Here is a 20627-nt window from a genome sequence, read left to right as displayed (position 1 = left end):
CCCATCTCATTAGTTCAAACGCAATCGGCTGGAAAACACCGATTTCAGGGACTTGAAGCGGCGGCGCTTCGGCGCTTGCCAGGCGATCACGCCCAGCACGGGAATTTGCAAGGCGTCGAACAGATCGCGTTCGGAGCGCACGCGGCGGTCCAGCATTTCCAGCACGATACTCAAGCCCAGGCCCAGCAAGCCGCCAAAGAAGAAGGCCAGCACGGTGTTGAGGATGATTTTCGGACCGGACGGCACCACTGGCGGCACGGCCGGATTCAGGATCGAGATGTCGGACTGTTCCGCCTGGCCTTCGATGCTGGTCTGCGAGAAACGCTGCGAGGTGGCGTCGTAGGCGCGCTGGGCGCTTTCCACGTCCTTCATCAGCACACCCATTTCATCGCGCGTGCGGTTCAGTTCCAGCACCTTGGCTTTTTGCGCCGCCAGGGCCGCGCGGATGGCGCCTTCGCGCTGTTGCAGGATCTGCGCATTGTTGCTGACGCTGCCGGAAGTCACCTTGATGGCGGCGTCCAGGTCGCTGCGCAATTTATCGAGTTCCGCCTTGGCGCTGATGTATTGCGGGTGGTTTTGCGACAAACGCTGCGAAATATCGGCAAACTTCGATTCGGCCGTGCCCAGCGCAATCTTCAGATTCTGGATCATCGGATTTTGCGCGACATCGGGCGACTCCAGCGTCGAAGCGCCTTGCGCCATGCGCTGGCGCGAAGTCGCTTCCATCGATTGCGACTGCGCCATCACCAGTTGCTGCGACAGGTCGTTCAAGCGGTTCGATTCCACGTCCACCCGGTTGTCCAGGCTGACGATGCCATTTTCCTGCTGATACTTCGACAAACGGCTTTGCGCCGCTTCCAGCACGTCGCGCATCTGGCGGGTCTGGTCATTGAAATAGGCGGACGCCTTTTTCAGGGGGTCGACTTTCAATTGAATACTGACGCGCTGGTATTCTTCCGCGAAGGCATTCGCGATGCCGGCCACGAAATGCGGGTCCGAACCGCTGAAACTGATCTCGACCACGCTGCTTTCGCGCGACGGCACCACATCGAGTTTCTTCAGCAGCAAGTCGGCCAGCCAGTCGCGCACCGTGCCTTCGCCACCGGTGGCGGCGTTGAACTGGGCGATGACGGCAGGATTTTGCGCCAGTTTCAGCGAGTCGACCACATGCAGCGCCACGTTCTTGCTGCTGATGATATCGATTTGCGTGGCCATGTAGCCGGCCATCAGCTGGCCTGGCATGGCCAGCCCGGTGACGGTATCGACGCCCTTGTAGTTGAGCAGCACGGAGGCTGTGCCCTTGTAGGTCTTGGGCAGAATCAGGCTGATCGCCAGAGTCGCCACCACCACGATCACCAGGGTGATCCAGATGACGCGCTGGCGGGCGCGCAATATCAGTAGGAACTGGGAGAAATTCATAGACACCGTCTCATATCATCGCAAAACAATCGGTACAAAATGCGGCAGCAAGTCTCTGCTGCCACTGCTTAAAACCAGCTTTCCTTCACATACACCACGTCGTCGCTCTTGAGCAGGTCATCGTGCTGGGCCTCGATGATTTGCAGCTTGCCATCGGGGCCGCGGCGCTTGATGCGGATGCCGCGCTCGGTGCCGCGCTGGGTCAGGCCACCGCCGGCCGACAGCGCCTGCAACACGGTCATCGAACGCTCCAGGCGAATCACGCCCGGACGCTGCACTTCGCCATAGATATAGATGCGGGGCGCGCGCTCGACGAATACCACGTCATTGGCGGCCAGGTCGAAATCGCGGTTCAAATCCGAGGTACGGACCATTTCCACGATATCGACCACATCGGTGGTGGTCTTGCCATCGCGCTTGCGGATCAGGCTAGCCGTGTCGCCGCCCTCAGGGCCGATACCGCCGGCCAGCGCCAGCAAGTCGAGCAGGCTGCGGCGGCCATCGACCGGATAACGGCCTGGACGGTTCACCTGGCCCAGCACCGACACTTGCTGGCTTTGCAGCAAGGTGACGATGATGTTGACTTGCGGCTTTTTGACGAAGCCGCCCGTTTCCAGTTTATTGGCGATTTTCTTTTCCGCCTCGGCGACGGGCAAGTTCATCACATTGACCTGGCCGATCAGCGGAAAGGTGATGTCGCCCGCTTCGCTGACGCGCGTTTCCACGCCCAGGTCCTGGTTGCCGTACACGGAAATCTTCAGTACGTCGCCGGCGCCCAGCAAGACTTCGCCAGCATTGGCGCTGCCCACAGTCAAGGCCAGCAAGGCAGTCATCATTATCAGTATCAGTCGTTTCATCATCAGCTCGATCTCGTCGGTCACTCGGTTTACAAAAAATCGATGGCGCTCGGCACGCTTACTTCAGGCCGGCGACACCGCGTTCGGTGGCGCCCGTACTGGCCGAAGCGGCCGGAGTTGCCGGGGCGGCGCCCGAGGCGGCCGTACCGGCGGCGGCAGGAGCGGCCTGGTTCAGGTACTCGATCTTGGCAGCGGCGCGCAAGCGGTCCATTTCCTGCTTGGCGCCATCCTTGGTGCGGGTATTGACCAGGTACTGCTCGATCTGCGGTCCGGCCACGGCCAGGGTCAAGGGCACGTCCTTGACGTCGACGATGCTCATCAGCATCGAGCGCTCGCCCTCATTGATGATGAACAACTGGCCCTTCGGCATGCCTTGCAGCTTGGCGCCCAGTTCCGGCGCCAGGTCGGTGCTGGTGCGCGACACCTGGCCGCGGGCAAAGCCCACCTTGTTGCTATCCATCCAGGCCGCCACTTCCTCCAGCGACTTGCTCTTGTCGATTACTTGCTTGAGTGCATCGTTCATGTCCTTGCTGGCGATCAGCAGCTGGCGCATGTCGAACTGCTTGCGATTGCTGAACAATTCAGGGTGCTTGTTGAAGTACTCTTCCACTTCCGCCTTGGTCGGACGGGCAATCGTGCTCAGTTTCTTTTGCATGTAAGCCTGGCTGATGATCAGCGCCTTGGCCCGTTCGATGGCTTGCATGACCTTCGGATCGCGGTCGAGCTTTTCTTTCACTGCGGCATTTTCCACCACCTGGCGATCGATCAGGGCTTCCAGCAACTGCTTGCTGGCCGCTTCCTGCTGCGCCGCCGGCACGCCGGCGCGCTGCAATTCCTCATTCAATTGCAACGCCGTAATTTCTTCGCCATTCACGCTGGCAAGCGCCTGGCCCGTCTTCTTCGCCTTGTCGCCGCCACAGGCAGCCAGGCCAGCCACGGTCAACAGGATGACGCCGGCGCTCAGGACACGTTGTTGCAAATTAGTTCGTTTCATTTTCATCGGGCTTGCCATCTCAGTGGGGTTCAACATGTTTTCAGACGCTGGCGCACCGTCGGGAGCGTAGGCATCAAAAGATATATGCATGTACATAGTTTCAGGACGCTATCTTACAGCCCATCATGAAGTTTGCGTGTGCAACAGGTACAAATTATGCAATGAGATTACAAAAATTACAAATGATGCAATCAGTTTTCTGCAGTCAATATGAAAGCGCGACGCCAGGCTGCGGCGGCAGTTGTCGCCACGCCACAATGTGTATCCATGCGGCAATCGAATCGATACCCGCCAGTGCCGGCCGCAATCTCAGTGCGCATTTTCACGCTTCAATACGACTTGCACCGTCCGCACCACGATCCACAAATCGAGCCACAGCGACCAGTTGCGCAGATAGTCCAGATCGAAACGCACGCGCGCCTCCATCTTGTCGAGCGTCTCCGTCTCGCCGCGCAAGCCATTCACTTGCGCCCAGCCGGTAATGCCAGGCTTGACCTTGTGCCGCAACATATAGCCCTTGATCAACTTGCGATACTGCTCGTTGTGCGCCACCGCATGCGGACGGGGGCCGACGATGCTCATGCGGCCTTGCAAGACATTGATGAACTGCGGCAACTCATCGAGCGAACTGCGGCGCAGGAAAGCGCCGATGCGCGTCACCCGCTGGTCGTTCTTGGTGGCCTGCACCACCTTGGCGCCATCTTCGGCCACCGTCATCGAGCGGAATTTATAGACGATGATTTCCTCGCCATACAAACCATAGCGGCGCTGCTTGAAAATCACCGGGCCTGGCGAGGTCACCTTCACGGCGATCGCGATGACCAGCATGATGGGCAGCAGGCACAGCTGGATCAGGCTGCCGATCACCAGGTCGCTCATGCGCTTGATGGCGCTGTTCCAGCCCGTAAACGGCGATTCGCAGATGGCGATCACCGGCATGCCGCAGACATTGTCAAAACGCGCCTGCATCAAGTCAAACACATAAATATCCGGCAGGAAATACACCGAGGTGGTGGTGTCCTGCAATTCATCGAGCAGCTTGCGGATGCGCGGTTGCGCCGAGATCGGCTGGCTGATGAAAATCATCTTGGTGTGATTCGCCCGCACATACGAGGCGATCTCATCCATCCGGCCCAGCATCGGATGCTGCATGGCTTCCGGCCAGCGCTCTTCTTCGCGGTCATCAAAATACCCTTCCACCTGCATGAACAGGTTCGGGTGCTTGCTGATGGCGTCGGCAAAGCGCACGCTGACATTGTTGGCGCCGATGATGGCGACGGAACGCACCTCGTCGCCGCTGCCGTGGATGGAACGGGCGCGGCGCACGGCCAGCTGCAAAAAGATCAGCAGCAGCGGCGTGATCACAAACCAGGCCAGCACGGCAGGCGCATGGTAGTTCTGCGACAAGCCGCTGACCGCGCCGAGCATCACCAGGATCAGCGCCGTGATGGCCCAGCCGACGATGACATCACGTGCATAGGCCCACATGCGGCCGGCGCGCCAGGCCCGGTAGGGGTCGACATGCTGATAAATGGTCGAGGAAATGAAGAAAGCCAGTATCATCAATACCAGTGCATAGCCGTCAAACGAGGAACCGAAGACGAACGAGCAGAAATACAAGGTCAACATGATGATCAGCGGGTCGAGTACACGCTGAAAAAAGGAAATCAGGGGTATATCGTTAATCGTCATTTTGTTTTTCAGAATTGAACATTGGCGGAAAACGAAACACCTTTGGCCCGGTAAGTATTGCTGCCCACGATAGGATTACCGCTGCGCCGGTCGCGGAATGCATCGAGTTCCAGCTGGACATTGTTGACTGGCGCATACGTCAGGCCCAGCGAGCTGCCGTTGGTGGAATCGGACAAGCCGTTCAGGGCCGTGAAGCCGTTGATGGTGCTGAAATCGCGTTTCTCGTGCCGCACCTGGGCATTCAGGCCCACCTTGGCCGTGGCGCTCCAGAAAGCCGCCAGGCTGGCGCCCTTGTTCAGGCTGCTGCCCACGATGCCGCCCTCGACCACCTGGAATTCGCGCCACAGGTTGGCGTTGAAGCGCAGCTTGCCGGTGGCAATCCAGTCGGCGATCAGGCGGCCGTTGGCGCCGCTGCTGCTGTTGCCCGACGCGGACTGCGGATGCGTGCGGCGCACCCAGCCGCCCAGGAAGGACAGCTTGGTCGGTCCGCTGACCAGCCACAGCACATTGGCCTTGATTTCATCTTGCGTGTAATCATTGTCGGGCAAGCCGAACAGGGGATTGCCCTTGAATTGGTAGTTCGATTTCAGCTGGCGCAGCTGGATGCCCACCTTGCTGCCGCTGGTGGCCAGGTAGTCCAGGCCCAGTTCGGTCGCGTTTTCCGTGCGGTTATTGATCTGTTGCGCAGGCAACTCATAATCGGCCGTGAAACGCGAAAAACCCGCGCGCACCTGCCAGTTGGGATGAAACAGCCAGGTGGCGTCCGCATAACTGCGGCGCTGCGTGCGCAAATTGCGCTGGTCGGAATTGGTATCCGTAAATGGCGCCAGGGTTTCCAGGTAGCTGGTGCCCAGGTGGCCCTGCCAACGATTGCCCAGCTGCCAGGCCCAGTCGACCAGCGCATCCTTGCCGTTGTAATCGAGCTCCGTGAAGCGGTTGAAAGTGACGTGGCTCAACTTGGCATAACCGGTGAATAACTGCCGGCCGACCGGGCGCTCGAACAGGAAACCACCCTGCACCGTGCGGCTGGTATCGCCCAGGTCAGGGATTTGCCCCGGAAACTCGCTCAGGCGCAGCAAGTTATCGTCGTAGGCGAAGGTGGTCTGGATAAACGGATGGATGGTGTCGCTGATTTCCGCGTGAACAGTACCGCTATAGGCGGCGCCGATCAGCAGCACCAGGGCGACCCGGCGGGGCGCGCAGAAAACGGCGCGTACTGCATCCGCAGCATGCTTTTTTTCAGTCAGGCTCAACATTTTTTTCATCTTTGTGCTTATTGCATCCACTAATGACGCGATTACCAATAACCCCACTGCCCGGTAATGAGCACCCAGACGCCCAATAAGCCATTCGTCACGCCGTGCGCGATGATGGCCGACCACAGGGTGCGAAAACGCACGTAGAGCCAACCATATGCCAAGCCGGCAACAATGCCCGCAAACCACAAATTATGTTCAAAGCCAAATAGTATCGCCGTAACAACAATATAGCGGAACTTCAGCAGTGACGGTTCGACTGTCAGAAAATTTGGCGATTGTAACCAACGCAATAAGAATGAGCGCCAGAACAACTCCTCCATGACGGGCACTACCAGCGCCGCGCCGGCGATGCGCGCCGCCACCAGCAGCCAGTCCAAGCGATTGCCGGAGCGGGGATCAAAACCGCCAGACTGCCCGATCACCATCCAGGCTGCGTCCAGGTTGAGCCACAGCAGCAAGACCACGATACCGGCCAATACCGACCAGGCAATGGCCGGCCATCCCATGCGGGAAGCACCGGGCCAGGCCAGTTCCGTGTAATGGCGGCGATACAGCCACAGCAAGGCCAGCACGGCGGCTATCTTCACCACATACAGATAGCGTAATTGCTCCTGAGCATAGCCTGCCCATATTAACACATCAGCAATAAGAATAAAAAAGAGATAAGTAAAAAAAGGCAGCACGCGTGGCAGCGCGAGTCGGTCAAACATGAAGCCGCTCCTCCCGTTTCCGGTCTGGTGAGGTGACGAAAAATAGAATGACACGTGTGTGTCGTCAGGAAATACAAGAACCGGCAATATTGTCTTGCGATCAATATTCTAGCAGAAATGCCAAGCCGTTTTGCGAGAGGGAGGCGTACAGTGTGCGACGCAAGGGGAAGGAAACGATTGCCGCCGGCAGCGGCAATCGCGTGGTATCAGCAGTTCGGCGTTCAGCCCTTGGCGCGCGCTTCGATGGCTTCCCATTTTTCCAGGGCGGCCAGCAATTCATTCTCGATTTCCACCATGCGGGCATTCAGGCGCTTGCCCTCGGCCGGCGTTTTTTTGTAGAAATCGGGATGCGACAATTGCCCTGCCAGCACGGCTTGCTCATCTTCCAGCGCGGCCATGATGCCCGGCAGCTCGTCGAGTTCGCGCTGTTCTTTATAGCTGAGCTTTTTCTGCTTGGCAGCCGGGGCTGCTGCCGCGGCGGCAGGCGCGGCGGCCGCTTTCGGCGCGCTGCGCGCCGTCACCGCCGGCACGCTGGCGCGCTGGCGTTCCCAATCCGAATAGCCGCCGACGAATTCACGCCACTTGCCTTCGCCTTCGGCCACGATCACCTGCGTGACGACGTTGTCGAGGAAGGTGCGGTCATGGCTGACCAGGAAGACGGTGCCGGTGTATTCTTCCAGCAACTCTTCCAGCAATTCCAGGGTATCGATATCCAAGTCATTGGTCGGTTCATCGAGCACCAGCACGTTGGCCGGCTTGGCGAACAGACGCGCCAGCAGCAAACGGTTGCGCTCGCCACCGGACAAGGTCTTGACGGGCGAACGGGCGCGCTCGGGGGCGAACAGGAAATCGTTCAGATAGGTCATCACGTGACGGCGCTGTCCATTGATCTCGACCCAGTCGCTGCCCGGCGCGATGGTTTCCATCAGGTTCGCCTCTTCGTTCAGCTGCGTGCGCATCTGATCGAAATATGCCACTTGCAACTTGGTACCCAGGCGCACCGTGCCCGTGTCGGACGTCTCTTCGCCGAGGATCATTTTCAGCAAGGTGGTCTTGCCGGCGCCGTTCGCACCGATCAGGCCCACTTTGTCGCCGCGCAAGATGGTCGCGGTGAAATCCTTGACGATGACCTTGCTGCCATAAGTCTTGGACACGTTTTCCAGGTCAGCCACGATCTTGCCCGAGCGTTCGCCGGCCGACACGTCCAGTTTCACCTGTCCCTGCTGTTCGCGGCGCGCATTGCGCACCAGGCGCAGCGCTTCCAGGCGGCGCACGCGGCCTTCATCGCGCACGCGGCGCGCCTTGACGCCCTTGCGTATCCACACTTCTTCCTGCGCCAGGAACTTGTCGAACTTGGCGTTTTCCACCTCTTCGATTTCCAGCTGCTCGGCCTTGCGCACCTGATAGGCCGTGAAATTGCCTGGATACGACAGCAAGCGGCCACGGTCCAGCTCGATGATGCGCGTAGCGACGTTGTCGAGGAAGGAACGGTCATGGGTAATGAACAGCACGCTGCCCTTGAAGTCGCGCAACAAGCCTTCCAGCCACAGGATGGAACTGAAATCCAGATGGTTGGTTGGCTCATCGAGCAGCAGCACGTCCGGCGCCGAGACCAGCGCGCGCGCCAGCGCCACGCGCTTCTGCATCCCGCCCGACAGGGTTTTCATCAGCATGTCGCCCGTCAGGTTCAGGCGGTCGAGCACGGTTTCCACCTTGTTCGGCAAGCTCCAGGCATCGGCCGCATCCAGTTTGACCTGGATATCGTGCATGCGTTCCATCAATTCATCGTCATTGCCCTGGCCAAACTGGCCCGTCAGCGCATCGTATTCCTTGAGCCAGGCCTGCGATTCGCCCATGCCGGACGCCACCGCGTCGAACACGGACATGTCCGGATCGAATTGCGGTTCTTGCTCCACATAAGCAATCTTGATGCCTTGCTGCATCACCAGCAAGCCGTCGTCGAGCTTGAACTTGCCCGAGATGACTTTCAGCAAGGACGACTTGCCCGTGCCGTTGCGGCCGATCAAGCCGACCCGTTCCGAGGTTTCCAGTGAAAATTCCGCGTGATCGAGCAGCGCGACGTGACCGAACGCAAGTTGCGCCGATGAAAGAGAGATGACAGCCATAATGATGAGTAAAGAGCTCGGGCGCCGTACCTTGCCTGCCAAATATACCGCGTGGTAGGCAACACAGCCGCCGATCAGATGATGAAAGAAGCACGCATTGTACCGATAGTCGCGCAAGCATAGGCATATCTTGCAATCTATCGCCCATGACTGCGCGGCGATCACTACGCGCTACAGCATAGTGTGCCCCGGAAACGACAACAACTAGCCGTAGGCTAGCTGTTGTGACATGCAGTATCATTTGGCGTCCCCACCAGGAATCGAACCTGGATCTGATTCTTAGGAGGAACCTGTTCTATCCATTGAACTACAGGGACGCGAGCCGACACTATAGCAGCAGAGTCAGGCTCAAGACAAGAAGACGGGATGGCTTGGGGCGCCGGCAGCCGATTGTTGATCACTGCATTGCGGGAAAAATTCACAGGCAGGTTGCTGATGTGCCTGGTTCGACTCCCTGAACATATCGGCATTCCATTTAACAAAGAAAGTTTATGAAATTTTTAAAAAAAGCGATTTTGGCGACACTGATGCTGGGTTTTGCCGGCTTGAGTGCAGCGGCAACACCGACCATGAACTGGATGATCAAATCATCGGAACCACTGGAACAAATCACTTTTGGCCTCACCATCAACGCAGCAGCGCCCACCGATGAGTTTTATTTTGCCTACCAGTTCGGCTTCACCGATGGCGGCGATATAGCATATACGGGTATTCAGCCGACTAAAAATAGCGCAGACGGCAACCGGCAGTTTATGGTGTTGTTCAGCAGCTTCAGGAAAGACACCTCCCCGGAGCATGAAAACTGCAAGGGCGGTGCGGATGGCGCAAAGGCCGGTGCCACCTGCCGGCTGTATATTCCTGGCGAACTGGGCGACACATTCCGGTTTAAAGTCACAAAAAGTGGGCAGACTGTCACCGGCACCGTGCTCAATGAAACCAGCGGGCGCGAAGATACCATCGGTCAATGGACAGTGGGCGCATCCGCAGGCACGCTGACAGAGTCGCAGATTGCATGGATTGAAAATTACAAAATGAACAATCCGAATTACAAACTGAGCTGTGATAACAAGGGCTGGCCATATTATCAGCTCAAGTTCCTTCCACCGGTGGGCAACAACGGCGATGTGGCAGGAACGATTTCGTCCATATCGCGAGGGTCAGATACCTGCCCGGGAGCAATTAAGTCGACGCATGATGCCAGCGGCACCCTGGTAGAAGGAGGCTTTAAATAAGGCTCTGTCCTCCATAAACAGGGGAATCAAGAACTGGTTCAGCTTGTCGTTCCTGCCCCGCCCTGCCGGGGCAGGGAATTTTCCTGCGGCCGCAGCTTGCGCGGCAACATCAGCAGCGTGCCGATACGGCTGCGTTTACTCAATTCCCACAGCATCAGTGACAGCGCGACCGAGATCGCCATGGCCAGCGCCGCCGCCAGATAAGCATGATCGATCCAGCGCGGCAGCCAGGCTTCCAGCTTGAGCATCAGCGACCCATGAAAAATCAGGATAAACAGGCTGCCGCGTCCCAGGTACGACAGTACCTTGCCGACGGGTGCAAAGCAGCTGAGCAGCAAGCTGCAAACGGACAGCATCATGTAGATGCCACACAAGGCTTGTAAGGTGGAAATGAGCAAGGAGTCATACCGGCGCTGATTGAAGTCGATCGTGTAGCCCAAAAAATGGTGCAACGCCAGCGTCGCCGCACAAACCAGACTGAGCAACATCCAATTGTGGCGCATCAGGCGGACCCGGTTCGCCAGAAAATGGCCGAGCAAGAAAAAAACGCCCGTCAATAGCAGCAGATCGGCGCTGAAAGGCAGGCCACAATCGAACAGGGCAGCAGTGAAGTTGCGCATGCGCAGGCAGGCGGGATTGTCGGCCGTACTGTCAAATTGCAACAAGACAAGATAGCCCGCTGCTGCAAGCAATAACAGCATGCCGATACGCCGCGCCCAGGTACGCAGATACAGGACACCATGCCTGAGCAGGATCGCAGTGCTGACATTTAACAGCCACAGATGGGGTACAAACCAGATCGGCGTCCACAGCAAGGTAAATCCCGTGCCGAATAACAGGCCAAGCAATACTTCTTCGACGCCACCGGCACCGGACAGCACGCGCAGCATACCGGCCAGCACGATGACCACGGCGCAGGGCTTGAGCAAGGCATCGGCACGCATCCATGCCACCGTCTTCAAGCTGCGGGTGCCCAGCACAAAAGTGACGCCCGAGACAAAAAAGAAAAATGGCAAATTAAACGAGCGGATGAAATCGTTCAGATTACCGTGTTCAGAGACAAATAGCGCATTATGTCCCAGCACGATCAACAGGATGCCCACTCCCTTGCCCACATCGAGCGTTTCCAGGCGGCGCGTGGCCGGTGCGGGTACGGGACTTTCCATCAGCAAGGCAGCGGTGGTCGGCATGGTCTGAAATATTTTAAATTATCAAAAAAATATTGATGTTATCGCATAATTAATTATTGTGACTAAATATATTGATATACTGCATGCCTGAAAGATATCAGTCCCGGATAGACATCACGCTAGCCACGCGACACGATGCAATCGAAAACGAAGGAGTCGGCATAATGGACAGATGGCCAGGCCCCCGCTTGCGCATGCATGCACGCCAGCGCGGCGCCGCCTTGCTGTTGCTGGTGACAGTGCTGGCCCTCGGTGCGGCTACCCTGCTGATGACGGGGTTCAGTCCGCAGGTGATGGAACAACGTAGGGTTGAGCAAACGCAGCGAACCCTGGCCCAGTCGCGCGATGCCTTAATCGGGTTTGCCTTGCAGCATGGACGCTTGCCGCGCCCAGCCGTGTCGGCGCAGGATGGCCGCGAAAGCAATACTGCGTGTGCCAGCGATGCCGATTGCAGCGGTTTTTTGCCGTGGGTGGCGCTGGGGGTCGGCCAGGCCGATAGCTGGGGCAATGTGCTGCGCTATAGCGTGACGCCGGCCTTTACGCAGGCGCCGATCAAGCGCAACGAGGTGTTGGCCAGCAAGACCATCCAGACCCGCGGCACGGATGGCAATGTGCGCTATGTCTATGGGGATGACTTGTGCGGGCGCGGCGCCTGCTCGCCGGCCGTGATTTTCTCGACGGGAAAACACAATTTTGGCACCAGCGTGCAAGGCGTGCAACAGCGCAGCGGGAACCTGGAAAATGCCGATGAGCGCAGCAATGACCAGGCAACGCAGCATTTCATCACCCGCCAGGCGACCGACAACAGCGCCCTGCCCGGCGGCGCCTTCGACGATATGCTGGTCTATTTGCCCCTGCCGACCTTGCTGACGCGCATGGTGTTTGCCGACAAACTCGATTAAAACACCGGCCCAAACCTGCTGCGCGTCGGTACAGGCAGCCTGCGATGCTCACCGTACCTTCGTACGGTTGCGCTTCTCGACTGCCTCTCCCTTCCGCCCGCGACCGTGTTGTCAGGCGTTGTAAACCATAAATCTATTGCTGAAAACCGGACGCCGCCACGCTGCTTTCCTGCGCCAGCAGTTCTGCCTGCCAGGCCACGGCTTGCTGCAGTTGCGCCAGCAGCGCGTGCAGGGCCGGGGCAGCGGGCGGTTCGGCCAGGGCGCTCTGCAGGGCGTCGGCCGCGCCGCTCAGGCCCAGGGTGGCGCAGCCCATGTGCAGGCGTTCCAGCTGCAGCCGCAGCGGAGCGGCGTCCGCCACGGCCAGGCTGTCGATCTCGCCGGCAAACGTGGCCAGCTGCGCTTCGTATCCCTTCAGATACGCGTGCAGGCGCTCTGCCCCCACGCCCAGGCGGGCCAGGGTGCGCGCCGGCGCTTCCGCCGCCCAGGCGACGGCAGGGCCCGATGCGCGGTGCAGAAAGGGCCGTACTTCATCGCCCTGGAACGGCTTGACGATATAGCCGTCGGCGCCGGCGGCGGAAGCGCCGTTGACGGTCTCGCGGTCGGTCGCCGAGGATATCAGGACGAAGGGCATGGCCTGCAGCTCAGGATTGCCCTTGACCCGCTGCAGCAGCTCCATGCCCGATAACCGGGGCATGCGCAGGTCGCAAAAGCACAGCGCCGGACGCAGGCCGGCCTCCAGCTGTTCCCACGCGGCAGCGCCATCTTCGGCCTCCACGATGTCATGCACACCACAGCTGTCGATCAGGTGCATCAACACCATGCGCGATACGACATCATCGTCCACCACCAGTACTTTCATTGCGCTCTCCACTGTCTCTACTATCGGCTGTAGCAATCTGTTTGAGCGTATTTTAACGGCTTTCCGGCGGATTCTTATGGATAATCTTGTATATTTTGCACTTCGTCGACAGAGGCGGCGATTTCCGCCAGCAGCGCATGCAAACGCGGCAGGTGCACGCCGACCTGCTGCCATAGGCCGCTATCGGCCGCTTCTTCCAGCTGCGTGCACAAACCATGCAGTTCGGCTTCATCGAGATAGGCGGCGCTGCCCTTCAGGCCATGCAGCAAACGGCCGGCCGCTTCCTTGTTCTGCGCCGCCATCGCTGCATCGAGTTCACGCAGCCGGCCCGACAGGTCGGCCACGAAGGCGGCGCGGATACGGCGCTTCAGGTCCAGGCCACGGCCAGCCTGCGGCGATGCGGTCTCGGGGGCCACGCCAAACAGCACGTCGAGTTCGGCCTGCCCTTGCGGCGCGCTGCGCTGCGCAACGAAGGACATGCGCGGCAAGGCGTGGCCGCACGCGAGCTGGCGTTCGATGGCGCGCTCGAGCAGGAAATGCAGCGCCACCTCGTCGATCGGCTTGCTGAGGAAATCGTCCATGCCGGCGCCCAGATAACGCTTGCGGTCTTCTTCGCTGGCGTTGGCCGTCAGCGCCACGATCATCACTTGCGGGTCATGCACGGGCTGCTCCGGCGCACCGCCGGCGCGGATCAGGCGGGTTGCCGTGGCGCCATCCATCTCGGGCATGCGTCCATCCATCAGCACCAGGTCATAGCGCGTCTGCGCGCAGGCGGCCACCGCCAGGGTGCCGTTGGCTACCACGTCGACGCGGTGCCCCAGGTCTTCCAGCATGACGCGGATGATGATCTGGTTGGTCGGGAAATCCTCGGCGCACAAGACGTGCAGCTGGTGGCTGTGCGGCGCCAGCGTTACCTGCGGCACCAGCGGCGGCGCCACGCCATCGGCCAGCGGCAGGATGAAGGTGAACGTGCTGCCTTGCCCCTGCACGCTGGAAGCGGTGATGGTTCCGCCCATCAGTTCCACCAGCTGGCGGCAGATCGCCAGGCCCAGCCCGGTGCCGCCATAGCGGCGCGTGGTGCTGGCGTCGGCCTGTTCGAATTTCTGGAACAGCCGCGCCATCGCATCGGCGTCGATGCCGATGCCGCTGTCGCTGACGATGAAGCGTATCAGGTTAAGCTGGGCATGCGCCTGGCCGGGCGCCACGCCGGCGCGCTCCACCCGCACGCTGACGCCGCCATGCTGGGTAAACTTGAAGGCATTGCCGACCAGGTTGACCAGCACCTGGCGCAAGCGGCTGGGGTCGCCCACCACGAAAGGCGGCAAGTCGGGCGCAAAGTCGATGGAAAAACCGATGCTGCGCGCGGCCGCCTGCTCTTCAAACAGGCTGACCACGTTTTCCATCGCCGCCCCCAGCGCAAAATCGATGTTTTCGATACTCAGCTTGCCCGCTTCGATCTTGGAAAAGTCCAGCAAGTCGTTGATGATGGCCAGCAAGGATTCGGCATTGGCCTGGCCGCGCAGGATTTGCTCGCGCGTCGAGGCGTGCAACTGCTGGTCGCGCAAGGCAAAGCCCAGCATGCCGATCACGCCGGCCAGCGGGGTGCGCATCTCGTGGCTCATATTGGCCAGGAATTCCGATTTCTGGCGCGTCGCATCCTCGGCCTTGCGCTTGGCCTGGCGCAAGCTTTCCTCGTTTTTCTTCAGGCTGCTGTTGGCCAGCGCCAGCTCGTGCGACTGGGCCCGCACTTCGATTTCCTTGCTGCGCAATTCGTCATTCTTTTGCGATACCTCGGCCGTGCGTTCGGTCACCTGCCGCTCCAGCTTGCTTTGCTGGCGCCGCAAAATCAGCATGCGCTGCCAGTACACGCCGTACACCAGGCCCAGTCCCAGCAAGGCCATCAGGCTGCGGAACCACCAGGTTTTCCAGAACGGCGGCAAGATGGTGATATTCAGGGTGGCGCCGCTTTCATTCCACACGCCATCCTTGTTGGCCGCCTTGACGCGGAACACATATTCGCCCGGATCGAGATTGGTGTAGGTGGCGAAGCGCCGCCCGGCATCCGTCATGACCCAGTCCTGGTCAAAGCCTTCCAGCCGGTAGGCAAACATGTTGCGTTGCGGGGCGGCAAAATGCAGGGCCGCGAATTCCAGCGAGAACACGCTCTCGCGCGACGTCAGCACCAGGCTGCGGCTATGGTTGATGGCCGTGCCCAGCACGTGCGCAAACTCGCCGCGGCCGATCGCCACGGGCTTGTTAAAGATCTGCAGCTCGGTGATGGCCACCAGCGGCGGCACGCGGTTGTCGTGGATATCCCTGGGCGCAAACGCCGTCATGCCGTTGAAGCCGCCGAAATACATGGTGCCGTCGGCGGCGCGCAAGCCCGCGCCATCGAAGTAGGAACCCTCGACCGTGCCATCGGCGCTGTCATAGTTGCGGAACTGGCCGCTGCGCATGTCGAGGCGGGTAATGCCGCTGTTGGTGCTGAGCCACAGCTGCTCTTCATCGTCTTCCAGGATGCTGGCGACGGCGTCGTCGGCCATGCCATCCTTGCGCAGGTAGCGGCGGAAGCGGATCTGCCCCTTGCTATCGACATCCATGCGGTTCAAGCCATTGGCCGTGCCCACCCACAGCACGCCGCGCTTGTCTTCGTGCAGGAAATGCACCTCATCGTGGCTGAGGCTTTGCGGATCTGCCGCGTCATGGCGGAAATGGGTGAAGCGGCCGGTTGCCCGGTCCAGCAGGTCGAGGCCATGGAAAGTGCCGATCCACAGCCGGCCCTTGCGGTCTTCCAGCACCGGCCGCACCATATTGTCGGACAGGCTATCCGGATTGGCGGGATCGTGGCGGAAGGTGGTGAACTGCTTGCTGACGGGGTCGAAGCGGTGCAGGCCGCCGCGCGACGAGACCCACAGCATGCCGCTGCGGTCGCCGGCGATATTGCGGATGGTGTCGCTGTTCGGATCGCCCACCGCAAAGCGCGTGGTGGAAAAGCGCCGCGTGGCCAGGTCGAAGCGGTGCAAGCCGGTGCGCCCCCCCACCCACAGCACGCCATCCGGCGCCCGGTACAGGGCCGAGACCTGCTCGTCGCGCGACATGCCCGGCGTGGTGCGCATGTCGAACACCTGGGTGGCGCCGTCGCGCGTGTCGTACAGCTTCAAGCCGCTGCTGGTGGCCAGCCACAGCTTGCCGGCGCCCGCATCGGCCAGCGCGCGCACCTTCTTGTCCGCCAGGGCGGCCGTATCGTCGGCGGCGCGCACCATGCGCGAAAAGCCGCCGCTGCCCAGGTCCACCCGGCTTACGCCGTTATACCAGGTGCCGGTCCAGAAACTGCCTGCGCGGTCGCGGAACAAGGAGGCCACCTGATTGTCGGCGATGCTGAACTTGTCGCCCGTCTGGTGCCGGAACTGCAAAAAGGTGTCGTTCTCGGGCAGCCAGCGCAGCAAGCCATCGGCATTGCTGCCGATCCAGACGGTCGCATCGACATCCTGGTACAGGCTGGAGATGCGGATCGCATTGAAACCCTGTTTTTCGCCCAGGCGCAGGCGCGCCAGCGGCGCCTGGCCGGCCGGCCCCAGGCGCCAGCGCTCGGCCCCGGCCATGGTGCCGATCCACAGATTCTGCTGCTTGTCGACCAGCAGCGACTGGATCACATTGAATTTCGAGGTCGGCAGCGCGTCGATGGTGTAATGCTCGAAACGCTCGCTGCCGGGCGCCAGCATATCCAGGCCGGTCACCGTGCCTATCCACAAACGCCCCTGCGCATCGAGCGCCAGCGCCTTGATTTCATTATCGCCCAGGCTGTACGGGTCATTGTCGTCGTGATGCCAGCTGCGAAAGGCGCCAGTGGCGGGATCGAAGTGCTGCAAGCCATCGGACGTGGCGATCCAGAAGCCGCGCGCGCCATCTTCGACGATGGCGTGCACATGGCGGTTGCCATTGCCACGCTTGCTGGTGCCCGGCTGCACATAATGGATGAAGGTCTGGCTGACGGAATCGAAACGGTCGAGGCCATTGTCGGTGCCGACCCAGAGCTGGCCCTGGCTATCGACATGCAGCACGCCGATCCAGTTGTCGGCCAGGCTGCTGCTGTCGCCTTCGATATTCTTATAGACGACGACCCGGTAGCCGTCATAACGGCTCAGGCCGGACTGGCCGCCAAACCACATGAAGCCTTGCGGGTCCTGCGCGATGGACAGCACCGATTCCTGCGCCAGGCCGTTCTCGACGCTGAGCTGATCGAAACGCAGGCTGCGCGCAGGCGCGGCCTGGGCGCAAGCGCCCCATAGCAGACACAACATCCATAGCACATCGCAAGCACGTCGAAATCCCAGCACAGTCGTCCTGTCTAAAAAACGCGAAAAAAAGCCGAAAGCCCGTCTCAGGAACCAAAAAACGCCAGTACATCGTCCTTGCGGGCTTGCGTATCGCGCTGTCCAAGACGGATCAGCTCGTTAGTATATGTCGATTCGAACAATAAATACGAGGCCAAAGCCGCACCACGGGCTTCGGCAGCCCCAATTCCCGACAACATGGTACGGATCGGACGGGGCAAACTGCCGATATGCCGGCTGGCGATGGCGTCGAGCCGCTCGGAGGGCGCAATCACCAGCAATTCCACCGGTTTCAGGGCCGTCTTGCCCAGCAATTCGGGCGGCAGCATCGACAAGGTCAGGTTGATACGGTTCAGGCGCTCGATATCGACCGCCAGGCCATCGAGGAAGATCGACGACAGCGCATGGCCCGCGATTTGCGCCAGGCTCGGGTAGCGCGCCCCGTCGCCGGGGCCGGGGGCCGGCTCCGTCATGCGCCCGGCGCCCACCACCAGCACCTTGTTGGCGCCCAGGTGGATCGCCGGGGAAATCGGCGCCAGCTGGCGCATCGAGCCATCGCCGCAGTATTCGCGCTGGCCGCCCACATACAGGGGCACGGCCGGAAAGATGAACGGTATCGCCGCCGACGCCAGCAAATGCTCGACGCCGATCTGGTCCTGCAGCGCCAGCCGCTGGGTGCGCACCCACGGCGCGATCTCGGCCGCCGTCTGGTAAAACGTCATGTGGCGGCTGCCCGAATACGAAGACGCCGTGACGGCCAGCGCATGCAGCAAGCCATCGGCCAGGGCCGCATCCAGGCGCGGCAAGTCCAGCATGCGGTGCAGCAGGCTGACCAGCGGGGTATTGTCGAGCAGGGAATTGGGCGGCGCGGCATGCCACTTGCGCAGCAGCCAGCCAAACGACAGCAGCGACAGCCAGCGCGCGCCCGAGCGCAGCACGCCCAGCGAGTCGGCCCGGTAGACTTGCTCGACCTCGATATGCTGCCAGACGTCGAGCAGTTTTTGCACGCCTTCGCCGAAATTATCGGCCCGGCAAGCGAGCGCCGTGGCGTTGATGGCGCCGGCCGAGGTACCGCAAATGATATCGAAGGGATTGCGCGCCGGCGGCCAGCCCGCTTCCCACAAGATCGCCGAAATCGCCTGCAGCACCCCCACCTGGTAGGCAGCGCGCGCGCCGCCCCCCGTCAATATCAAGCCGGTTTTATTTTCCATTCCCATGCCGGCAGATTAGCATGGGTCTTGATGCTTTGTGGAAAAGTTTAGTCGCCTCTCACCATGCCTTCACGCCGTGGATCGGCGCCGCCAAACCAGAAGTCGTGGCCATGCGCGTTCAGGCGCATGATGCCTTGCAGGCCAGAGTTTTGCTCGATCACCCGCACGTCGTGGCCCATGGCTTTCAGGGCGGCAATCTGGGCGTCCGGCGCGCGGCCCGTTTCCAGTTCGGTCGGACCATTGCGGCTGCCGAAGTTCGGCAGGCTGATCGCCTGCTGCACGTTCAAGCCCCAGTCCATGGTGCCGACCAGCACCTTGGCCACGTAGTTGATGATGGACGAGCCGCCCGGCGAACCGGTGGCCAGCACCAGTTTATGGGTGCCCTTTTCAAACACCAGGGTCGGCGACATGGCGCTGCGCGGGCGCTTGCCGCCCTGCACCCGGTTGGCGATCGGGCCGTCGGCATTCTGCGAATCGAACGAGAAGTCGGTCAGCTGGTTATTGAGCAGGAAGCCGTCGACCATCTGGCGCGAACCAAACGCGTCTTCCACGCTGGTGGTCATCGACAGGCCGCCGCCGAAGGGGTCGACCGCCACCAGGTGCGAGGTCGATGGACGCTGCAGCGCATTGTCCAGGCCCCAGGCCACCTGCATGCCGGGCGGCGTGCCCGGCAAGGCCTTGCCCATCGACTTGTCGCCGATCAGGGACGCGCGCTGCGCCAGGTAGGTTTTATCGAGCATGGCCGGCACGCCCTTGCCCGGCAGCGGGATGAAGTCGGTATCGGCCACGTAGCGGTCGCGGTCCGCGTACGCCAGGCGCCCTGCTTCCGAGAACAGATGGATGGCTTTCGGATCGAGCACGCCATCGACCGGTGGATACGGGCTGATATCCTTGACTTCCAGGATGCCCAGCATTTGCGCAATCGCAATCCCGCCCGACGATGGCGGCGGCATGCCGCACACGGTCCAGGCCTTGTAGTCGCTGCAGACCGGATCGCGTTCCCTGGCCTGGTAGCCGGCGATGTCTGCCGCCGTCAGCTTGCCGGGATTGGTCGGATGGGCAGCCACCTTGGCGGCGATGTCGCGCGCGATGCGGCCCTTGTAAAAGGCGTCGGCGCCGCCGCGGGCGATTTCACGCAGGGTGCGCGCCAGTTCCGGGTTCTTCAGGATATGGCCGACCGGCCAGGCCTTGCCATCCTTGTCATAAAAGTAGGCGGCGGCGACCGGGTCGCGCTTCAGGGCCTGGTCCCAGGCCAGCAAGCCATTCAAACGCTGGGAAACGGGAAAACCGTTTTGCGCCAGCTTGATCGCCGGTGCGAACAGGGTGGCCCAGGCCAGCTTGCCGTGTTCCTTGTGCGCCAGTTCCAGCATGCGCAGCACGCCGGGCGCACCGACCGACCGACCGCCGATGATGGCCGCGTTGCGCGACAGCGGCGTGCCGTCCGGATGCTGGAACAAGTGCTCATCGGCAGCGGCCGGGGCGGTTTCGCGCCCGTCAAACGCCTGCACGCCTTTGTTGGTCGAATACAACATGAACGAACCGCCGCCGATGCCCGACGATTGCGGCTCGACCAGGGTCAGCACCAGCTGCGTGGCAATTGCCGCGTCAATCGCGCTGCCACCTTTCTTGAGCATCTGGTAGCCGGCGTCGGCCGCCAGCGGATTGGCGGCGGCGACCATGAATTTCTGTGCCGACCAGCCGGCCTTTTCCACATAGGCGGTGCCGATTTCCGGCGCCTTTTGAGGGACTTCGGCAAAGGCGGGACTGGCGGCCAGGGCCCCCAGCAAGCTCAGGCTCAACGCCAGCGACTGCATTCTGATCATGGATTCTCCGATAAAAAAA

14 protein-coding genes and 1 tRNA gene are annotated in these 20627 nt (G+C 60.9%); 2 read left to right on the top strand and 13 right to left on the bottom strand.

Going from position 1 to position 20627, the window contains the following annotated elements:
* Positions 1-9 precede the first annotated feature (9 nt).
* The 8 genes from epsF to ACL9RI_RS23200 form a co-directional block, all read right to left on the bottom strand.
* A complete protein-coding gene (gene epsF / locus ACL9RI_RS23235) occupies positions 10-1419 on the bottom strand; it encodes a chain length determinant protein EpsF (RefSeq protein WP_422728849.1) in 1410 nt (469 codons plus the stop codon).
* A gap of 68 nt (positions 1420-1487) precedes the next feature.
* A complete protein-coding gene (gene epsE / locus ACL9RI_RS23230) occupies positions 1488-2255 on the bottom strand; it encodes a polysaccharide export protein EpsE (RefSeq protein ID WP_422728848.1) in 768 nt (255 codons plus the stop codon).
* Between the two features lie 79 nt (positions 2256-2334).
* Positions 2335-3255: an EpsD family peptidyl-prolyl cis-trans isomerase gene (locus ACL9RI_RS23225; RefSeq protein ID WP_422728847.1), complete on the bottom strand. Its 921-nt coding sequence runs from the start codon at positions 3253-3255 to the stop codon at positions 2335-2337.
* A gap of 324 nt (positions 3256-3579) precedes the next feature.
* Positions 3580-4962: an undecaprenyl-phosphate glucose phosphotransferase gene (locus tag ACL9RI_RS23220; RefSeq protein WP_422728846.1), complete on the bottom strand. Its 1383-nt coding sequence runs from the start codon at positions 4960-4962 to the stop codon at positions 3580-3582.
* 8 nt (positions 4963-4970) lie between these two features.
* The gene (gene epsL / locus ACL9RI_RS23215) at positions 4971-6218 is read right to left on the bottom strand and encodes an XrtB/PEP-CTERM-associated polysaccharide biosynthesis outer membrane protein EpsL (RefSeq protein ID WP_422728845.1); all 1248 of its coding nucleotides are present in this window, start codon (positions 6216-6218) and stop codon (positions 4971-4973) included.
* A gap of 41 nt (positions 6219-6259) precedes the next feature.
* Positions 6260-6931: a CAAX prenyl protease-related protein gene (locus ACL9RI_RS23210; RefSeq protein ID WP_422728844.1), complete on the bottom strand. Its 672-nt coding sequence runs from the start codon at positions 6929-6931 to the stop codon at positions 6260-6262.
* A 221-nt stretch (positions 6932-7152) separates the two neighbouring features.
* Entirely contained in the window at positions 7153-9057 is a 1905-nt protein-coding gene (locus ACL9RI_RS23205) for an ATP-binding cassette domain-containing protein (protein ID WP_422728843.1), read from the bottom strand.
* Positions 9058-9299: 242 nt separating this feature from the next.
* Positions 9300-9374 (bottom strand) — tRNA-Arg (locus ACL9RI_RS23200).
* 174 nt (positions 9375-9548) lie between these two features.
* On the opposite strand from ACL9RI_RS23200, the gene ACL9RI_RS23195 reads away from it, so the two are divergent.
* On the top strand, positions 9549-10289 hold the full coding sequence (locus tag ACL9RI_RS23195; RefSeq protein WP_422728842.1) for a hypothetical protein: 741 nt from the start codon (positions 9549-9551) through the stop codon (positions 10287-10289).
* 38 nt (positions 10290-10327) lie between these two features.
* On the opposite strand, the gene ACL9RI_RS23190 is transcribed toward ACL9RI_RS23195, so the two are convergent.
* Positions 10328-11479: an acyltransferase family protein gene (locus ACL9RI_RS23190; protein ID WP_422728841.1), complete on the bottom strand. Its 1152-nt coding sequence runs from the start codon at positions 11477-11479 to the stop codon at positions 10328-10330.
* A gap of 164 nt (positions 11480-11643) precedes the next feature.
* Here ACL9RI_RS23190 and ACL9RI_RS23185 point away from each other — a divergent pair, with 164 nt between their 5' ends.
* The gene (locus ACL9RI_RS23185) at positions 11644-12381 is read left to right on the top strand and encodes a hypothetical protein (RefSeq protein WP_422728840.1); all 738 of its coding nucleotides are present in this window, start codon (positions 11644-11646) and stop codon (positions 12379-12381) included.
* 133 nt (positions 12382-12514) lie between these two features.
* Here the strand turns inward: ACL9RI_RS23185 and ACL9RI_RS23180 are convergent, their stop codons facing one another.
* The 4 genes from ACL9RI_RS23180 to ggt form a co-directional block, all read right to left on the bottom strand.
* Positions 12515-13240, bottom strand: coding sequence for a response regulator (locus tag ACL9RI_RS23180; RefSeq protein ID WP_422728839.1), 726 nt, complete (start codon positions 13238-13240; stop codon positions 12515-12517).
* Between the two features lie 74 nt (positions 13241-13314).
* Positions 13315-17541 carry a two-component regulator propeller domain-containing protein gene (locus ACL9RI_RS23175; protein WP_422728838.1) on the bottom strand — a complete coding sequence of 1409 codons (4227 nt, stop codon included), beginning with the start codon at positions 17539-17541 and terminating at the stop codon, positions 13315-13317.
* 80 nt (positions 17542-17621) lie between these two features.
* On the bottom strand, positions 17622-18791 hold the full coding sequence (locus ACL9RI_RS23170; RefSeq protein WP_422728837.1) for a patatin-like phospholipase family protein: 1170 nt from the start codon (positions 18789-18791) through the stop codon (positions 17622-17624).
* 41 nt (positions 18792-18832) lie between these two features.
* Positions 18833-20608 (bottom strand): gamma-glutamyltransferase, encoded by a 1776-nt coding sequence (gene ggt / locus ACL9RI_RS23165; RefSeq protein ID WP_422728836.1) that lies wholly within the window; start codon positions 20606-20608, stop codon positions 18833-18835.
* Positions 20609-20627: the final 19 nt, after the last annotated feature.

This window comes from Janthinobacterium sp. Mn2066, assembly GCF_049319705.1.
In the GTDB taxonomy this organism is placed as follows: domain Bacteria; phylum Pseudomonadota; class Gammaproteobacteria; order Burkholderiales; family Burkholderiaceae_D; genus Janthinobacterium.
Note: the sequence above shows the minus strand (reverse complement) of the source record. Positions and strands in the feature narration are given on the sequence as shown.

Coding starts and splice junctions, on each gene's coding strand:
- epsF (WP_422728849.1), bottom strand. CDS start 1,419: ATGAATTTCTCCCAGTTCCTACTGATATTGCGCGCCCGCCAGCGCGTC.
- epsE (WP_422728848.1), bottom strand. CDS start 2,255: ATGATGACTGCCTTGCTGGCCTTGACTGTGGGCAGCGCCAATGCTGGC.
- ACL9RI_RS23220 (WP_422728846.1), bottom strand. CDS start 4,962: ATGACGATTAACGATATACCCCTGATTTCCTTTTTTCAGCGTGTACTC.
- epsL (WP_422728845.1), bottom strand. CDS start 6,218: ATGTTGAGCCTGACTGAAAAAAAGCATGCTGCGGATGCAGTACGCGCC.
- ACL9RI_RS23210 (WP_422728844.1), bottom strand. CDS start 6,931: ATGTTTGACCGACTCGCGCTGCCACGCGTGCTGCCTTTTTTTACTTAT.
- ACL9RI_RS23205 (WP_422728843.1), bottom strand. CDS start 9,057: ATGGCTGTCATCTCTCTTTCATCGGCGCAACTTGCGTTCGGTCACGTC.
- ACL9RI_RS23195 (WP_422728842.1), top strand. CDS start 9,549: ATGAAATTTTTAAAAAAAGCGATTTTGGCGACACTGATGCTGGGTTTT.
- ACL9RI_RS23190 (WP_422728841.1), bottom strand. CDS start 11,479: ATGCCGACCACCGCTGCCTTGCTGATGGAAAGTCCCGTACCCGCACCG.
- ACL9RI_RS23185 (WP_422728840.1), top strand. CDS start 11,644: ATGGACAGATGGCCAGGCCCCCGCTTGCGCATGCATGCACGCCAGCGC.
- ACL9RI_RS23180 (WP_422728839.1), bottom strand. CDS start 13,240: ATGAAAGTACTGGTGGTGGACGATGATGTCGTATCGCGCATGGTGTTG.
- ACL9RI_RS23175 (WP_422728838.1), bottom strand. CDS start 17,541: ATGTTGTGTCTGCTATGGGGCGCTTGCGCCCAGGCCGCGCCTGCGCGC.
- ACL9RI_RS23170 (WP_422728837.1), bottom strand. CDS start 18,791: ATGGGAATGGAAAATAAAACCGGCTTGATATTGACGGGGGGCGGCGCG.
- ggt (WP_422728836.1), bottom strand. CDS start 20,608: ATGATCAGAATGCAGTCGCTGGCGTTGAGCCTGAGCTTGCTGGGGGCC.